The organism is Paenibacillus sp. P22, assembly GCF_000469945.2.
GTDB lineage: Bacteria > Bacillota > Bacilli > Paenibacillales > Paenibacillaceae > Paenibacillus_O > Paenibacillus_O humicus.
This window is the reverse complement of the sequence record NZ_CBRA020000049.1, coordinates 1-16500: the sequence shown is the minus strand read 5'-3', so window position 1 is coordinate 16500 and position 16500 is coordinate 1. Positions and strand designations below refer to the sequence as shown.

General features: G+C 58.6%; 18 protein-coding genes. 2 read left to right on the top strand and 16 right to left on the bottom strand.

The window, feature by feature from the left end; all coding sequences use genetic code 11:
* Positions 1-19 precede the first annotated feature (19 nt).
* The 5 genes from pstB (BN871_RS08775) to BN871_RS08755 all read right to left on the bottom strand — a co-directional run bounded on the left by pstB (BN871_RS08775) (position 20) and on the right by BN871_RS08755 (position 4565).
* Positions 20-775 carry a phosphate ABC transporter ATP-binding protein PstB gene (pstB, locus tag BN871_RS08775; RefSeq protein ID WP_048745432.1) on the bottom strand — a complete coding sequence of 252 codons (756 nt, stop codon included), beginning with the start codon at positions 773-775 and terminating at the stop codon, positions 20-22.
* 31 nt (positions 776-806) lie between these two features.
* A complete protein-coding gene (gene pstB, locus BN871_RS08770; RefSeq protein WP_083436334.1) occupies positions 807-1613 on the bottom strand; it encodes a phosphate ABC transporter ATP-binding protein PstB in 807 nt (268 codons plus the stop codon).
* Between the two features lie 24 nt (positions 1614-1637).
* The gene (pstA, locus tag BN871_RS08765) at positions 1638-2525 is read right to left on the bottom strand and encodes a phosphate ABC transporter permease PstA (RefSeq protein WP_048745457.1); all 888 of its coding nucleotides are present in this window, start codon (positions 2523-2525) and stop codon (positions 1638-1640) included.
* Between the two features lie 2 nt (positions 2526-2527).
* Positions 2528-3535, bottom strand: coding sequence for a phosphate ABC transporter permease subunit PstC (pstC, locus tag BN871_RS08760; RefSeq protein WP_083436337.1), 1008 nt, complete (start codon positions 3533-3535; stop codon positions 2528-2530).
* A 115-nt stretch (positions 3536-3650) separates the two neighbouring features.
* Positions 3651-4565, bottom strand: coding sequence for a phosphate ABC transporter substrate-binding protein PstS family protein (locus tag BN871_RS08755; RefSeq protein WP_021877762.1), 915 nt, complete (start codon positions 4563-4565; stop codon positions 3651-3653).
* A 186-nt stretch (positions 4566-4751) separates the two neighbouring features.
* Here BN871_RS08755 and BN871_RS08750 point away from each other — a divergent pair, with 186 nt between their 5' ends.
* On the top strand, positions 4752-5627 hold the full coding sequence (locus tag BN871_RS08750) for a LysR family transcriptional regulator (RefSeq protein WP_048745431.1): 876 nt from the start codon (positions 4752-4754) through the stop codon (positions 5625-5627).
* Between the two features lie 40 nt (positions 5628-5667).
* Here the strand turns inward: BN871_RS08750 and BN871_RS08745 are convergent, their stop codons facing one another.
* The 5 genes from BN871_RS08745 to BN871_RS08725 form a co-directional block, all read right to left on the bottom strand.
* Positions 5668-6354 (bottom strand): TerC family protein, encoded by a 687-nt coding sequence (locus BN871_RS08745; RefSeq protein ID WP_048745429.1) that lies wholly within the window; start codon positions 6352-6354, stop codon positions 5668-5670.
* A 194-nt stretch (positions 6355-6548) separates the two neighbouring features.
* Positions 6549-6908 carry a DUF3243 domain-containing protein gene (locus tag BN871_RS08740; RefSeq protein ID WP_048745427.1) on the bottom strand — a complete coding sequence of 120 codons (360 nt, stop codon included), beginning with the start codon at positions 6906-6908 and terminating at the stop codon, positions 6549-6551.
* 150 nt (positions 6909-7058) lie between these two features.
* Entirely contained in the window at positions 7059-7724 is a 666-nt protein-coding gene (locus BN871_RS08735) for a nitroreductase family protein (RefSeq protein WP_048745425.1), read from the bottom strand.
* A 175-nt stretch (positions 7725-7899) separates the two neighbouring features.
* Positions 7900-8559 carry a hypothetical protein gene (locus BN871_RS08730; protein ID WP_021877768.1) on the bottom strand — a complete coding sequence of 220 codons (660 nt, stop codon included), beginning with the start codon at positions 8557-8559 and terminating at the stop codon, positions 7900-7902.
* A 94-nt stretch (positions 8560-8653) separates the two neighbouring features.
* Entirely contained in the window at positions 8654-9493 is an 840-nt protein-coding gene (locus BN871_RS08725; RefSeq protein ID WP_048745423.1) for a transglutaminase domain-containing protein, read from the bottom strand.
* A gap of 340 nt (positions 9494-9833) precedes the next feature.
* On the opposite strand from BN871_RS08725, the gene BN871_RS08720 reads away from it, so the two are divergent.
* Positions 9834-10088: a GlsB/YeaQ/YmgE family stress response membrane protein gene (locus BN871_RS08720; RefSeq protein ID WP_048745422.1), complete on the top strand. Its 255-nt coding sequence runs from the start codon at positions 9834-9836 to the stop codon at positions 10086-10088.
* Positions 10089-10391: 303 nt separating this feature from the next.
* On the opposite strand, the gene BN871_RS08715 is transcribed toward BN871_RS08720, so the two are convergent.
* The 6 genes from BN871_RS08715 to BN871_RS08690 form a co-directional block, all read right to left on the bottom strand.
* Entirely contained in the window at positions 10392-10871 is a 480-nt protein-coding gene (locus tag BN871_RS08715; RefSeq protein ID WP_157053882.1) for a hypothetical protein, read from the bottom strand.
* Between the two features lie 430 nt (positions 10872-11301).
* Positions 11302-11565, bottom strand: a complete 264-nt coding sequence (locus BN871_RS08710; RefSeq protein ID WP_021877772.1) for an HPr family phosphocarrier protein — start codon at positions 11563-11565, stop codon at positions 11302-11304.
* A gap of 2 nt (positions 11566-11567) precedes the next feature.
* Positions 11568-13292 carry a phosphoenolpyruvate--protein phosphotransferase gene (gene ptsP, locus BN871_RS08705; protein WP_021877773.1) on the bottom strand — a complete coding sequence of 575 codons (1725 nt, stop codon included), beginning with the start codon at positions 13290-13292 and terminating at the stop codon, positions 11568-11570.
* Between the two features lie 46 nt (positions 13293-13338).
* Positions 13339-14478: a mannitol-1-phosphate 5-dehydrogenase gene (locus BN871_RS08700; RefSeq protein ID WP_048745420.1), complete on the bottom strand. Its 1140-nt coding sequence runs from the start codon at positions 14476-14478 to the stop codon at positions 13339-13341.
* Positions 14475-14912 (bottom strand): PTS sugar transporter subunit IIA, encoded by a 438-nt coding sequence (locus BN871_RS08695; protein WP_048745419.1) that lies wholly within the window; start codon positions 14910-14912, stop codon positions 14475-14477. Before BN871_RS08695 ends, BN871_RS08700 begins: the two co-directional genes overlap by 4 nt.
* Before the next feature lie 5 nt (positions 14913-14917).
* On the bottom strand, positions 14918-16357 hold the full coding sequence (locus tag BN871_RS08690; RefSeq protein WP_048745417.1) for a BglG family transcription antiterminator: 1440 nt from the start codon (positions 16355-16357) through the stop codon (positions 14918-14920).
* Positions 16358-16500 lie beyond the last annotated feature (143 nt).

The window sequence follows — 16500 nt, the reverse complement described above, 5'->3', positions numbered from 1 at the left end:
CCCTCTCCCGGCTTCAGCCTTAACCGAATCGCCCTGTAATATAGTCTTCCGTCCGCGCATCCGTAGGATTGGAGAACAGCTTCTCCGTCTCTTCCGCTTCCACGAGCTCTCCATTGAGGAAGAATACCGTGCGGTCGGAAACCCTGGCCGCCTGATGCATGTTGTGCGTCACCATGACGATCGTATACTCTTTCTTGAGCTCGCGGACGAGCTCCTCGATCTTGAGCGTCGAGATCGGGTCCAGAGCGGACGTAGCCTCGTCCATGAGCAGCACCTCAGGCTCCACGGCCAGAGCGCGCGCGATGCACAGCCGCTGCTGCTGTCCGCCCGAGAGGCTCAGCGCGGACTTGCCGAGCAGATCCTTCACTTCCTCCCACAGCGAGGCGCCGCGCAGGCTGCGCTCGACGATATCGTTCAGGCGGGATTTGTCCCGGATGCCATGCAGGCGCGGACCATAGGCGACATTGTCGAAGATCGACTTGGGAAAAGGATTGGGCTGCTGGAACACCATGCCGACACGCTTGCGGAGCACTTCCACGTCGGTGTCCGCGCCGTAGATATCCTGTCCGTCCAGCTTGACGCTGCCGCCGATCTGAACGCCGGGCACGAGGTCGTTCATCCGGTTCAGCGTGCGGAGGAAGGTGGATTTGCCGCAGCCGGACGGTCCGATGAAGGCCGTCACGGTTTTTTCGGGAATGCCGAGATTGATCTCCTTCAGGGCGTGAAAGTCTCCATAATGCAAATTAAGACGGTCGATCTCCATTACCTGGTTCATAGTGTCCCCTGCTCCCATTCGTCTTGGAATCTTAGCCGAAGCGGCCCGAGATGTAATCGTCGGTCTGCTTGTTTTCCGGATTCGTGAAAATGATGTTCGTATCGTTGTGCTCGATCAGGTTGCCCATATAAAAGAATGCGGTCTTGTCCGACACACGGGCCGCTTGGGCCATGTTGTGCGTGACGATGACGATGCAGTATTCCTGCTTCAGCTCCGAGATCAGCTCTTCGATCTTGGACGTGGAGACGGGATCCAGTGCCGACGCCGGCTCATCCATCAGCAGCACTTCCGGCTCGACCGACAGCGTGCGGGCGATGCACAGACGCTGCTGCTGGCCGCCGGACAGCGACAGCGCGGACTGGTGGAGACGATCCTTCGTCTCCTCCCACAGAGCCGTACGCCGCAGGCAGGATTCCACGATCTCGTCCAGCTCGCGCTTCTTCTTCACGCCATGATAGCGCGGACCGAAGGCGATGTTCTCGTAGATGGACTTGTAGAACGGATTGGGCTTCTGCCACACCATTCCGATCCGCTGCCGCAAGGAGACGACATCGGTGCCGGGAGCGTTGATATCCGCTCCGTCGAACCAGATGCTCCCAGTCATGCGGGCGTCGGGAATGGTGTCGTTCATCCGGTTCAGGCTGCGCAGGAACGTCGACTTGCCGCAGCCGGAAGGCCCGATCAAGGCGTTGACGCTTCCCTTGGCGAAGCGCAGGCTGACCTTCTTCACCGCTTCCTTATCCCCGTAAAATACGCTCAGGTTATCCGCGCTAAGCGCATCCGTCCCGGCGTGTTCCTCTGCACGGGCCCCGGGGGCCGACTGTGTAGACAATGCCATGGAATATAGCCTCCTCAGATGAGATTAACGAGATGCGGTCAGCTTGCGGTATAGGAAGCGGCCCAGCCAGCGCGACCCGAGGTTGAACAGCAGCACGGTCAGAATGAGCACCGCCGAGGCGCCGGCGGCGATCTGCGCCGCATCGGGCGCGACGCCCTCGCTGTTGATTTTCCAGATGTGGACCGCCAGCGTCTCGGCAGGCCTCAGCGGATTGAGAGGCGATACCGGGCTGAGCGGATTCCAGTCCGTGAAGTCCAGGCGCGGCGAGCTCATGCCCGCCGTGAACAGCAGCGCCGCCGCTTCGCCGAAGACGCGGCCTGCAGCGAGGATGGTGCCGGTCAGAATTGTCGGCAGCGATACCGGCAGCAGCACCTTGGTGATCGTATGCCAGCGCGTCAGGCCGAGCGCAAGCCCGGCTTCCTTCTGCTCGCGCGGCACTCCGCGGATGCCTTGCTCGGTGATCCTTACCATGAGCGGCAGGTTGAACACCGTCAGAGCCAGCGCTCCTGCGAGCAGCGAGAACTTAAGGTCGAAATACTGCACGAAGACGAGCAGGCCGAACAGGCCGACGACGATGGAAGGGAAGGAAGAGAGCACTTCGACAACGAGGCGGATGAAGTCCGTGAACCGTCCCGGACGGGAATATTCCGCCATATAGATGCCGGCTCCGATGCCGAGGGGAACCGTTATGATCATGGTCAGGACAAGCAGGAACAAGGAGTTGAAGAGCTGCGGCCCGATGCCGCCTCCCGTCTTGAACGTCTCTGGAGGAGAGGTCAGGAAATGCCAGCTGATCTGTCCGAGGCCCCGGTACAGGATGAATCCGATCAGCGAAGCCAGGACGGCGATGATCAGGAAAGCGAAGAAATAGAAGACGGCGGTCGCGATGCGGTCTGCCGTTTTGTTGGACATTCTCATCTGCGTGCTCTCCTCTCCAGAAGGCGTACAATGCCGACAAAGACAAACGTCATGACGAGCAGGACGAGAGCCAGGCTCCAAAGAACGTTGTTCTGCACCGTGTCTTTGACCGTGTTGCCCATGCTAAGCGTAATGACGCTCGTCAGCGTGGAAGCCGATTCGAACAGGGATCTGGGAATATGCGGCGAGTTGCCGATGACCATCTGGACCGCAAGCGCCTCGCCGAACGCGCGGGCGATGCCGAGCACGACGCCGGTCAGCATCGATGGCAGCACAGCGGGCAATATGCTGCGGGAAATCGTCTGCCAGCGGGTGGCTCCGAGCGCATAGCTGCCTTCCTTGAGGCCGCGCGGCAGGTTGGACAACGAATCCGTGGCGATGGAGGTGATCGTCGGCAGGATCATGATCGACAGGACGATCGCGCCCGCCGCGATGCCGAGTCCCTGTCCGGGGAAGATCGAGCGCAGGAACGGCACGACGACGCTGAGGCCGACGAAGCCGTACACGACCGAAGGAATGCCGGCGAGCAGCTCGATGACCGGCTGCATGAAGCGTTTGCCGAACTTCGGCATCAGCTCCGTCATGAAGACGGCCGCGCAGAAGCTGAGCGGCGCCGCGATGCAGGCCGCAAGGATGGATGTCGCGAACGACCCCGTGATGAACGGAAGCGCGCCAAAAGAAGGCGGCTCGCCGTCCGGCGACCACTTGATGCCGGTCAGGAACTCCGATACGCTGACCCCGTTTGTGAAGAAGGTGGCAAGTCCTTTGGATGCGACGAAAAAGACCATGGAAAAAATCGTAACAATAAGTATGGCTACGCAAATAAGGGTATAGGCTTTGCCTTGCCATTCGCTCGCCGTACGGCTGCGTCTGGAACGCTTCGGCCGAGCTGGATTGCCGGCGGAAGGCCCCCCCTTCTTGGCTCCGGCGGAATCAGGCTTGCCTTGGGCTGGCGCTGCTGCAGGCTTTGCGTCTCCGGGGCCGCCCGGGGAAGGTTGTCTCATGGCGTTCATTTCTCATCTCTCCTTACGCCTTGGCATTTTCATGGCGCAAAGCCAAGGCGCGGAAGTGGTTTCCGCGCGCTTGGCCTGCTGCAGCGCGCCGTTGGCGCAACTGATCTTATTTCGTAATATTGCCTGCTTCGTCACGTTTTACTTGCATCTCGTGGATCGAGATGTAGCCCAGATCCGTGATGTCGGTTTTTTGAACGTCGTCGCTCAGCATGTAGTCGATGAAAGCTTTCACGATTTCGTTAGGCTCGCCTTTCGTGTACATGTGCTCGTAAGCCCATACCGGGTAGGAACCGGATTTCACGTTGTCGGCCGTAGCGTCTACGCCGTCAAGCTTGATCGTTTTGACGGAATCGTCCAGGTAGGAGAGAGCCAGGTAGCCGATGGCTCCGGGAGTTTCGCCGACAAGCTTCTTGACCGTGCCGGAGGAATCCTCTTGAATGTTGCCGGGAAGGTCTTCGGATGCCGTTCCAAGAGCGTATTTCTCGAACGTCTTGCGCGTTCCGGAGCTGGATGGACGGTTGACGATGACGATTTTCTCGTCTTTGCCGCCGGCGTCTTTCCAGTTCGTGATTTTGCCGGTGAAGATGTCGACCAGCTGCTGCTTCGTCAGGTTGTCGATGCCGACTTCCTTGTTCACGACCGTTGCCATGGCTACAACTGCGACTTGATGATCAACCAGCTCTTGAGCTTTCGCTGCATCGGCATCTTTGAATTTCTCGCCGGCGAAGATGTCGGAGTTGCCGATATCGGCTTGGCCTTCGGATACTTGCGTCAGGCCGGTGCCGCTGCCGCCGCCTTGGACTTGAACCGTGATGCTGGAATATTTGGAGTCGGCCATGAATTTCTTGGACACCTGCTCAACCAGCGGCTGCATAGCCGTCGAGCCTGCTGCCAGGATGGAACCGCTGAGCTCGGAGCCGCCTGCTGCATTGTTCGTGCCGTTGTCGTTTGCTTTGCTTCCGCAGGCTGCCAGCGTCAGCGCAAGCACCATCGTCATCAGGACCAACATCGTTTTCTTCATTTCGTTTTAAATCCCCTTCCGAGAACCAAGTTTGTTCTGCCTCACAAGACTTATTGTACAAGCGCCTTGTTAAAGGGATATCTTCGGTTTGTAAAGGCAATTGTAAAATTGAATAGACGCACTCTATGAATACCCTTAAAAATGATATACTTATTCTATACTCTATCCGGAATGAGGTCATTTATCATGACATTGATCAAATGGAGAATTATCGTGCTCATTGAACAACTGAAAAAGGTCACCTTGGTTGCTCAGGAACTGGGCCTGAAGCAGCCTACGGTGACCTTTCATATGAAATCGATGGAGGAAGAATGGGGGATGCCTCTGTTCGAAATGAAGACAGGCCGGATCCTTCTGACGGACGCAGGCCGCAGGCTTCACCGGTACGCGCTGAAGATGCTGGCGCTGCAAGAGGAAGCCGCTCGCGAGATGAGGCTCCGGGGAGGCAGCCACAAGCGCCTGTCCTTGCTCGCGGACGCTGCTTGCAGCAGCATCATGGCGTCATTCGCCGCATTCGCGCTGGAGCCGGCCGGGTACGGAATCGAATGGCTCCGTATTGAAGAAGGATCCGGCATGCATGCCGATATTCGTATTCGGGAGCGGCAGGAAACGGCTGATGCAGACTGGCTGCCCCTTCCCGATGCCGACCTGAGACTTGCGGTCTCCCGTGAATGGGCCCAGGCAGCAGGCATCCAAGCCGCACAGGCCGCCCTGGAATCCGGCAAGCCCTGGATCGCGCCGGCTGCCGGCACCCGGCTGCGAAGCCAAATCTTGACCTGGGCGGCCGCAAGGGGACTGGATCTGGAAGAAGGGCATGCGGTGCCCGATGCCGTCATGGCGGCTTCGCTTGCAGCAGCCGGGCTGGGCGTGGCTGTCGTGCCTATCTTTTCGGATCCCCGCTTCGCCCAAGCGGCAACATGCGTTCTGCCGGATCCGGGACGAATGCTGCTGCTGCCGCTGAACGGCATTCCGCCCTATCGGCTTGAACTCAAGCTCGGCGCCGGAGTTCCATCCGAAGCACGGCTCGCGATCTCCTCCTGGCTGCAGAGCCCGCCGGAATAAGCAGCGCAAGCCGTATCCGGCTTGCAGCGCGATCGTCCGCTCAGCGGTCTCCCGCCTCCGGCTTCGGTTCCGCCGATGAATGGCGGCTGTTCAGGATGCGCCCGGCAATCAGCACGGCAATGGCGATGACGACCGGGATGACATGGTCCGCGTAGGCGAACAGCCCGGACAGCTTCTCCCCGACCGCCTTGTCGTCCAGAAGCATCTCCCCTGCCGTGTAGCCGAGCAGCGCGGCCCCAAGAATGACGATGATCGGATACTTGTCCATAATCATGACGAGCAGCTTGCTTGCCCATATAATGAGGGGAACCGTCATGGCGAGGCCGATGAAGATGAGCAGGTAGTTGCCTTGCGCTGCGCCTGCCATGGCCAGCACGTTGTCGAGGCTCATGACGAGATCCGCGAGAACGATCGTCCGTATCGCCGCGCCCAGTGAGCCGCCTGCCTTGATTTCCTCTTCCTTGTCTCCGGTCTGGAGCAGCTGCACGGCGATATAGACGAGCAGGATGGCTCCGGCAAGCTGCAGGTAAGGAATCGAAAGCAGCTTCACCGCCACGAACGTCAACATGACCCGCAATGCGATGGCTCCGATGCTGCCCCACAGGATCGCCTTTTTTTGCTGTTCGGGCGGCAGCTTGCGGCTTGCCATCGCTACGACGACCGCGTTGTCTCCGCTCAGGACGATATTGATCAAGATCAATTCCAACAATCCAACCCAAAATTCCAACGCAAGTCCTTCTTTCCGGAGCAGGCTCCAGCCTGCTGCCCGTCCATAATCTTGATGAGTAAACTTATTCTATGTAAACATATTATAAAACCCATATCAAATCCTGCCTATAATCGGCTTGTCTTGAAGGTCAAACGAAAAGGCATCTGATCCGGGCTGCGATGCAGCCTCGGACAGATGCCTTTCTCATCCTGCTAGGAGCGCTCGATAACAGGCTCGTTCGTCTCCTGGCTCAAGCGGACCAGCATATGAGCGAGCTTGTGGCGTTCATCGTCCTTGCCGACCTTCCACAGCTCCTGCAGCAGCTTCTCCTCGCTGTTGCGGGGCTCTTCGTGCTTGGCCAGATAATCGGCGACTTTCTCGGCGGCTACAGCGAGCTGCTCTTCATCGAGGCCGATTCTCCTCGCCAGATCGATCCGGTTGCCCAGATAGCTTTTGAATTCGCCGAAGCTGGCGAGAATCTGTTCTTTTTTGCCCTCGTCCATATTTCCGATCGTTTCCTTGACTTTGTCGTAGGCTTCCGCGCCGTTCTTGATTTCCTGCTCTTGTGCCATAGTCATTTCATCCTCTCGGGTAAAGGGTTTGTCCTGCCTGAGCCTTCATTACCCTGGGGATATTCGCCTTAAACGAAGAAATGGACCTGCCGCATGCCGGCGAAGGTCCATTCCAAGCCATGAATGAATAAACTTCAAGAACGAATAAAGTTATTGATGGAATCCGTTCCAGCTCGTCACATCGTCTACGGAGAGACGGACCGTAGGATGGCCCGGCTCGGCTGCCTTGCCGACAGCGATCAGCATGACGTTGGCATAACGCTCCGAGACACCGAACATTTCGCGGAACTGATCCGTGTTGTAGCCAGCCATCGGCACCGTGTCCAGTCCTCTGGCGCGAGCGGCCAGCATGAGCTGCTGGGACACCAGGCCGCCGTCGATCAGAGCGCCGTGCAGCACGCGGTCCCGGCTGAGCCCGCCGTAGAATTTGTTCATATTGCCGATCAGCTTGTCAGCTGTCTCCACGTTCATATATCCGGCCTCGACCGCCTTGGCATAGATGCGCGGCGCTTGCTTATAGGCCTCCAGATCGACAAGTACGGCGATGACGGCGGAGGAAGAAACGATCTGCTCCTGGTTGAAGGCTACGGGAAGAAGCTTTTGCTTCAATTCCGGATCCGTAATGACGATGAAGCGCCATGGCTGCATGTTGCTGCCCGATGGAGCCAAAACGGCTGCGGACAGCAGCTCCCGGATTTCCTCATCCGTCAGCTTATGGGAAGCGTCATACTTGCGGACGGAACGGCGTTCCTTGATGACCGTGTGAAAATCGATAACCGGCTGCTGGACCTTGCTTTGCTCAGGAATGATGGACATTCTCTGCACTCTCCTCATCGTCAACTGTATCTACATTGATGACAGTATAGTAACATCGTCACATATCCGTGTCAACGGATAGGAATAAATGGTTTTGTCTTGAAAAAAGAGGCAGGCGCGGATCGCTGATCCGCACCTGCCCGCCTTGCATCCGCACTTGCGTGCAGACGTTCGATTACGTATCCAGTCCATGTTCCTCGCGGATCTTGTACATGCCGGTGACAAGCGGATCCGCCGTATCCCGGTTGAGCAGATGGAGCGCCAGCAGGTAATGGAACGGCAGGGCGACAACGTTGTTCCCGTCGGTGATCGAAGGGAACCCGGCTTCGACAACCGGCCCATGCTCGGGATGGACATCGATATCGACATGAACCGGCTCCGGAGCGAACTCCTCGCGGACCGTCTTGGCGATATGCGGGACGATGACCTGATCGAACAGGAACTTCGCTTCGTCTTCGTTTTGAGGCGGAGGCGGTACGAGCCTGCTGCGTTCTCCCCTTAGTATATCCACGAAGAAAGAAGACAGCCATAAGGCCGGGTCTTCGTTTTTCTGGAAGTTCTGGACGAGCTCGTTCATGAAAAATCCGCATGTATACAAGTTGCCGTTAGGATCCGTCAGCCTGTACATGACGAGAGGTCCGTACATCGGGTGGCTGATGACCTGCCCGCCCACTTCGTATTCATCCTGGTAAAACGTTCTAAGCGCCGTCTCTCCATGCTGGTAGAGCGCCGATATCATGTTCATCAATTCGGTTTCGGTAAGTCCGGGCTGTCCTTCAGGAACTTCGGTTCCCGGAGCTGCCTGCTTGTCTTCGGTATCATGGTTTGTCGTCATGCACGCATCCTCCTATCATGCGTCCATCTTACCATTCCGCATAGGAAAGGGAAAGCCATAAAGCGATTTCAGCAGAGGAATAAACTTCCTTTTTTCATCCTCTTGCCGCCGGATACTCGGAACGGACCCAGCTGTGATCCTTGCTGATCGCGTCGTCCGACACAAGCAGGTAAGCCGTTCCCGGCTTGGCGGCGCCGCCCTCGTCAAGGGTCGTGTCCAGGTGGAGCCACGAATCTCCCAGCTTGACCAGATTCCATACATGCTTGGATCCCTTGGAGTCCCCGTATACGATCCGGCTGTCGAATCCAGCCGCTTCGAGCATCCGCTGCGTCATCAGAGCATAGCCCTGGCATACAGTGCTCCCGCCCTTCGCCAGGCCGTCGTAAGCGGAATGGCTGGAGAGCGAATAATCATAGGCGAACCGGCCGATCACCCAGTCGTGGATCGCTTTCACCAGCTGCCTGTCCGTCATGCCCGGCTTCACCAGCGAATCGACGGCTTCCTTCGCCGTTTTGCGGACGTATTCGCTCTGCTCGGCTGTTTCCCAATACTCCATCTTGAACGTGATGGAGGCCTGATTCCTGGTGCTCGTCCAGCTCCAGCTCATTTTTTTCAATACAAAGCGCATGTAGTCGTCCTTGCTTCCGACCTGCTTGAACAGCTTGTCCAGCTGCTTGGCCAAATCGGAGGTGTCGCCTGTATAGTTGACCGTGACGGAAGTCCCGTACGCCTGCTTCATGACGCCGTAGACGATGGACCCCGCTTCCTCGAAGGAATCGGCCGCATAGGCGCCTCCTGCGGCATAAACGGCGGCTGCAGCCGCAGGCTCCGACGCAGCGGAAGCCTGCACGGGAGCTGCGATCCATGCGGCTGCCGCAGCTGCGGCGGCGATCCCTCTGAACCATCCTTTGAATGCTGAGCGAATAATCTTCATTCCGATAACCTCCGTTTGAGCCCGCGGCCTCGCCTGTTATGTATCTATCGAACTATCAATATATCATGTTGTAGTTCGCAAGTAGCGGGTTTTTGTTTACTAGATTATTCGGATCGAACCATTTCATAATGTATATACGACTATAGAAATAGTTCTTTGGGCCCATCATCATTCTTTCGCTTCTTCTATATAGGTGGAATAGAGACCGGGATTCACGGCACGTCCGTCTGGGCAAATTCCGAAATGACTCTCGGGCAGCCTGATTCTAAATTCGCGGGAGAGGTTACTTATTGGCATGAGGGAAACACGACACTGAAAGAAGAAAAGGGAGGAAATCATCATGGCATGGTTATGGGCATTGATTGTAGGAGGCATCATCGGCTGGCTGGCGGGCATGTTAGTTGGCCGCGACGTTCCAGGCGGCATTATCGGAAACATCATCGCAGGTTTTGTCGGCGCTTGGCTCGGTTCCATGCTGATTGGCGAATGGGGTCCTGTCGTTGGAGGCTTCTACTTCATTCCGGCTTTGATCGGAGCTATCGTGCTTGTCGCGATCGTCAGCCTTATTCTCGGAAGCATGCGCAGAGCTTCTTAATTGGAAGCAGCGCTACGCTTAAGCAAAATAGCGCATGAAAAAACCGCCCGGCTCGGGCGGTTTTTTCATGCGCTTATTGGCAGAGCGAAGCAAATTTCAACAATCCGGATGGCAACAGCCTGGAGTTCATGTGCGCCTTGGAAGTACCCGAAACAATGAGGGATATAACGGACAAGCTCTCGCTGGAGCAATGGAACGAGCTGTCATGCTAGCTGATCGCTGATAGCGTCGATTCGCTCAGCTTCCTTCCGCCTATGCAGACGCTGGCTCATGGCCGGATTCTCTCTCAGGCTTGTTCCTTTTTCAGCTCCACTCGCCGGTGACAAGCCCGCGCGCCGCGGTCAGGAGAGCCCTTTTTTGAGCGGCTGCCTGAGTCTCGGTCAGTTCCCCTGCGGAGATCTGACGCTCCAGCTCCGCCTCCCATGGCTGGTAGACGCCCCGGATGACGGCGTCCTCCGCGCTGCCGGACAAGCTGGCCGCTTCGGCCGGCGTCTCTCCGTTCCTCAGCCGCTCCACAAGCTGGTCCACAGGCAGTCCCGCCGCTTGCGCGGCAGCCGCCGTCCACCCTATGCGGCTTGCGTCGATCCGGTCGGACTGCGTCTTCTCCAGCACGGCTGCCGATGCATTCGCGCGGGAAGGGACGGACATCGCGCTGCTCATCGACAGCATCAGCAGCAGAGCGCTGGCTGCGATGAGCCGGGCTTGCCTGGATTTGCGGTCGCTCCTTGAAGTCCTCGCCGCAGCGTTGACAGCCGGGAGATCAGCTCCTTGTCTTTGGTCCACGTTCATACCGCCTTTCGCCGGCGTCCGGATGCCCGGACACGCCGCTTATATACCTTCATTGTAACGGGCATAGGTTAAGCCCGGTTTAAGCGACTCTTAAGAAAGCATTAAATTTCGCCGGCATCGGCATCGCTTGAATGACAAGGCATTGAATTCAGTTTATTCTTTGAAATGCAGGAATATAACTCAAGAAAAGAATGACTATGGTCGCGGACCTGTTTGATTTGGATTTAGTGTACGTTTATTTCACCCCCTTCCCCCTTTCGGCAGGAATTCATTTTTTGAAAAGTCCGTTTATTATTCGATGATTCCATATGAAGCCGATGTCATCGAGCATCCTTCTAATGCAGCGAAATGAAAAAAAGCCGTATGGCGACAGCCGCTCTCAAGCGGCGTTGCCATACGGCCTGTATGCGTTTCGCAGGATAATCTATTCCTCGTAAATCTTCGTCAGCATCGCGCCAAGCTCCTGCAGCGCCTGCTCTTCCTGCTCCCCTTCGGTTTCCACCGTAATCTCGTCGCCTGCGGCGATGCCGAGCGTCAAAAGACCGAGAGAGCTTTTGCCGTTGGCTTTCTTGCTGCCCTTATGCAGCGTCACCTTGCAAGGAAAAGAGCTTGCCTTCTCGACGAACAGCTTGGACGGACGGGCATGGAAGCCCTGCGGATGAATGACGGTGAAAGTTCCGGTTGCCATGATTATGCTTCACTCCTTAGTTGTTGGTTGACAAAATCGAGCACTTCCTGCTGCGAGTCCATGCCGAGAGCTTCTTCGGCCAGCACGGCCCATTCCTGCTGCGACAGGCGCGACACCAGCTCGCGCGCCGGCAGCACCGAGGAGGCGCTCATGCTGAATTCATGCAAGCCCATGCCGAGCAGCAGCGGGATCGCTGCCGAATCGCCGGCCATCTCGCCGCACATGCCGGCCCATTTGCCATGCTTTTTCGCGGCTTGAATGACCATGTTCACCAGCCTCAGGATGGATGGATGATGCGGCTGGTACAGATAAGCGACCGATTCGTTCATGCGGTCTGCCGCCATCGTGTATTGGATGAGATCGTTCGTGCCGATGCTGAAAAAGTCCACTTCTTTCGCAAGCGCTTCGGCATTGAGCGCCGCTGCCGGAATCTCGATCATGATTCCGACCTCAAGCGAATTGGATACCGGCACGCCCTCGGACTCCAGCGAAGCCCGCTCCTCCGCCAGGATGCGCTTCGCTTCGCGAAGCTCGCTGACGACAGCGATCATCGGGAACATGATCGCCAGCTTTCCGTGGGCGCTCGCCCTCAGCAGCGCGCGAAGCTGGGCGCGGAACAGATCCTGCCGCTCCAGGCAGAGCCGGACGGCGCGAAGGCCGAGGAACGGATTCGCTTCCTTAGGCAGCGTCAAGTAAGGAAGCTCCTTGTCTCCGCCGATGTCGAGCGTGCGGATGACGACGCGCTTGCCGTTCATTTTCTCCAGCACATGCTTGTAGACGGTGAACTGCTCCTCCTCGGACGGGAACGTCGAACGGCCCATATAAAGGAACTCCGTCCGGAACAATCCGATGCCGTCCGAGCCGTTCGCCAGCACCTTCTCCAGATCCTCGACGCCGCCGATGTTGCTGGCCAGCTCCACCTCATGGCCGTCGGTCGTGACGGAAGGACGGTTCACGAACTGCTGCATGCGCAGCTTGTAGTCCTCGTATTCCCGCTTGCGGGCCTGATAGTCCTGAAGCTGGGAATCGGAAGGAGCCACGATCACCTTGCCTTCCACCGCATCCAGAATGACGATGGTTCCGGACTCGATTCCTGCGGCGGCAGTTCCTGCCCCTACGACGGCGGGAAGCTCCAGGGAACGGGCCATGATCGCAGAATGGGAAGTGCGGCTGCCGATCTCCGTCACGAAGCCGCGCACGTAATCGAGATCGAGCTGAGCCGTATCGGACGGCGTAAGATCGTTCGCAATCAGAATCGTCTCCTCGTCCAGCTCCGACAGCGCGCTGTGCTCGCGTCCCTCCAGCTTGCTGATGACCCGCCCGGCGACGTCCTTCACGTCCGCGGCGCGTTCCCTCAGCAGCTCGTTGTCCATCGATCGGAGCACCTCGACGATGGACGAGGACACTTCATGCAGCGCATAAGCGGCATCCACTCCATCGCTGTCGATCATGTCCATCGCAGCGTCAATCAGGTCGGGATCGTCGAGCAGGAACAGATGGGCTTCGAATATTTCCGCCTTCTGCGCTCCGAGCTTCTCCAGCGTACGCTCCCGAATGCGGTCGATATCGACCCGTGCCGCCTCGACGGCCTCCTTCAGCCGCTGCTTCTCCGCTCCGGCATCCCCGGCAGTCTTGCGCGGCGGAACCGACTCCGACTGCTGAAGGCGGTACGCCTTCGCAATCGCGATGCCGGGCGATGCGGCTACTCCAGTAATCAGTTGGCTCATGCTGAACTCCTTCTTTCTCTATCGCACTCGTTTGTCTCTGTCTGTTTTATACCCGGCTGTACTTCTCGATGACGCTCACGGCGAGCGGATGGCCGGATTCCACTCCGCTCACTTCGCTGAAGGCTGCGGCAGCCCCATCGGAGGCAATCATTTCCTGCAGCTTGGCTGCTTCGGGATCCTCCGCATAGTCGAACTTCAAGGCCAGCGCCATCACCTCGGCCAGGGAGTCCGCATGGCCGCCCTGCTCCAAAGCCCGCAGCGCCGGCCGGATCAGCCGGTCGTCCGGAGACAGCTTGCGGATCGGCGAGCGGCCGACGCGCACGACCTCGTCGGTGAGATACGGATTGCGGAAGCGGTCGAGAATCGTATCGATGTAGACCTTATGCTCGCCTTCGTCGAATCCGTAAGCCTTGACGAGCATAGCGCCCGTCTCCGCCAGCGCGCCCGAGACAAGCTTCACGATCTCCTCGTCCTGCATCGACTGCTGGATCGTCTCGTAGCCTTTGTTGTAGCCCGCATACGCCGCGCTGCAGTGGCCGGTGTTCACCGTGAACAGCTTGCGCTCGATGTAAGGAACGAGATCGTCCACATAATGAACGCCGCTGATTTCCTGCGATCCGGGCAGCATTTGCGAACGGTTGACGACCCATTCGTAGAAAGGCTCCACGGTTACGGCAAGAGGATCCTCATGATGCTGGATGGGCACGATCCGGTCGACCGCCGAGTCGGGGAATGCTGCCGCCGCCTCCGCACGCTTGGCATTGTCAGCACCGAGCAAAGCGTAGACATGCTCTTTGAGCAGCGTGCTGGCGCCGATCGCGTTCTCGCAGGCGATCACATGCAGAGGAGACGCGCCGCGCTCCATGCGCAGCTTCAATCCGTCCGCGATGCCGGGAGCGATATGCTTCAGGATCGGCACGCCGACCGCCGTCGTGACGAGGTCCGCCGAGGCGACCGCTTCAGCCACAGCTGCGGCGTCGCGCCCGTCGATCGCCGACACTCCGGTCACCTCGACGGCTTCTCCGCCTTCATCCGCGAGCGTCACCGTATAGGAGCCGCGCTCCCGCAGCGCCTTGACGAGCGTTTCGTTCACATCGGAAAAGACGACGTCATAGCCGGAACGCGACAGCAGCAGCCCGATAAAGCCTCGACCGATGTTCCCGGCGCCGAAATGGAGGGCCTTCATTCTTCCATCCCGCTTTCGAAAATCGAGATGATTTCCTCCGCCGATCCGGCTGTGCGGATCTTCTCCATGTTCTCCTCGTCGGAGCAGACCATCGCAACGCTCGTCAAAATGTCCATATGCTCGCCGTTCTGCGCGGCGATGCCGACGATCAGCACGGCAGGCTCGTCGCCGCCGAAGTCGACGCCGCCCGGAACCTGCAGCACGGCAAGGCCGGTCGATTGGATCATCGCTTTGGCTTCGTTCGTGCCATGGGGAATGGCCAGTCCGCTGCCCATATAGGTGGAGAGCGCGTTTTCGCGCTCGATCATTTTCTCGATATAGCCTTGGTCGGCATGCCCGGCGTCGACCAGCATCTGGCCCGCCATGCGGATCGCTTCGAATTTGTCGGCCACCTGTACGTTCAATTTGATTTTGTCTGCCGATAAAATGCTCATCTTCCTCACTCGCTTTCCAGTTTTGTTTTGAGATATCCGCGGAGATGGGAGGCGATCAGTTCCCTGATCCTGCTCTCCCGGCCCTCCGCGAGTGCCTGAATCATCCCGTCGTCCAGCAGCGTGACGCTGACCTCGCTGAGCACCTCGAGGCTTTCGCGCGACAGCTGGCGCGGCGCCAGCATGAGCAGGAAGCGGGCAAGCCTCGGCCCTTCCGCACCGTCCAGCCGCAGTGCCGATTCCATCTCGAACAATAACAGAGAAGGCTTAAGCACAGCGTCGGTGCGGGTGTGGAACAGGGCCAGCTCCGTGCCCGGTATGAGCTGTGTCCCGTTTTCCTCGCGGCGCAGCAGCAGATCGACGACTCGATGGACATCCTTCACCGTGCCTCCGAGCGCCGCATGCCCGCATGCGGCGCTCAGCCACTTCTCCAGGGTGGGCCGTCCGTCAACGGACAGCTTCAGCACCTTGAAGGCATTCAGCAGCTCGATGCACTGCTTGGTAGCCGCCCCAAGCTGCTCCAGTCCCGTAAGACCGGCCGCCTCCGACAGCTTGACCGCATCATCCGATAGGGAGCTCGCTTCCGGCGGTTCCCATTCCTTGAGCAGCTCCGCCGCAGCCGTATCGCCGGCAGGCGTCGGCCGGAGGCCTTCATCCTGCCAGCTCTTGCTCCGGATGAATTCGCGGAGGCGATCCGCCTCGGGCGGGGTGAGAAGCGGGCTCAGCTTCAAGTACTGGTCTTCTGGCAGGGGCAAGTCCACCGTGCTGATGATGAGGTCGTAATCCGACCGCGGTATGCGCGCCGCCTCATACCAGGATGCCTGGTCGACGATCTGCAGCTGCGGGAACTCCTTGCGCAGGCGGACCGCAATCATTTTGGAAGAACCGATTCCGCTCGTGCATACGACGATTGCCCGCATGACTTGGCTTACTTGCCGGAGACGCTCCCGGGACGCCCCGAAATGCATGACGAGAAATGCGATCTCTTCGTCGGGAACCGTGAATCCGGGCAGGGCGGAATCGGCTGCCTGCCGAACCTGGCGGTAAAGCTCCGGGTATTCCTTGCGTATGGCATCCAGCAGCGGATTGCGGATTCTCTGGCCTGCCCCCAGCCTCTCCAGAGCCGCCTTCAGATGGGCGAACAGCCCGTCGCGCAGCGAGCGGTCCGCCGAATAATCGGTCCCGTCCAGCTCGCTCATGCGGCGGATGAACGACCGCACCTTGCCGGCCAGCTCCAGGTCGTCCGCCGCCAGCGAGCCGGAAGAATGCGAGGACGCTCGGCGCAGCAGCTCCGCTGCATAAGCGGCTTCCGCCGCGGAATAGGCGATGCCGAGAGCTTCCCCCAGCATGCGGCACAGGATGGCGGCCGAACCGGACTCGCCTCCGGCGGCTTCGCCGGCTGCTTGCCCGGAGGCTGCGCTTTTGCGCGCATAGGCGAGCCGGTCCATATCCCTTCGCTGACAGTCATCCCCGCTTCTATTCTTACCGCCCCGATCGACAGCCGAACAAGCAGATCGGTATAGGSCWATAAGAGCGGGCCTTGGACACGAACGAAATTCCGGTATTTGTTTGATCAGATATTCCAGCGCTT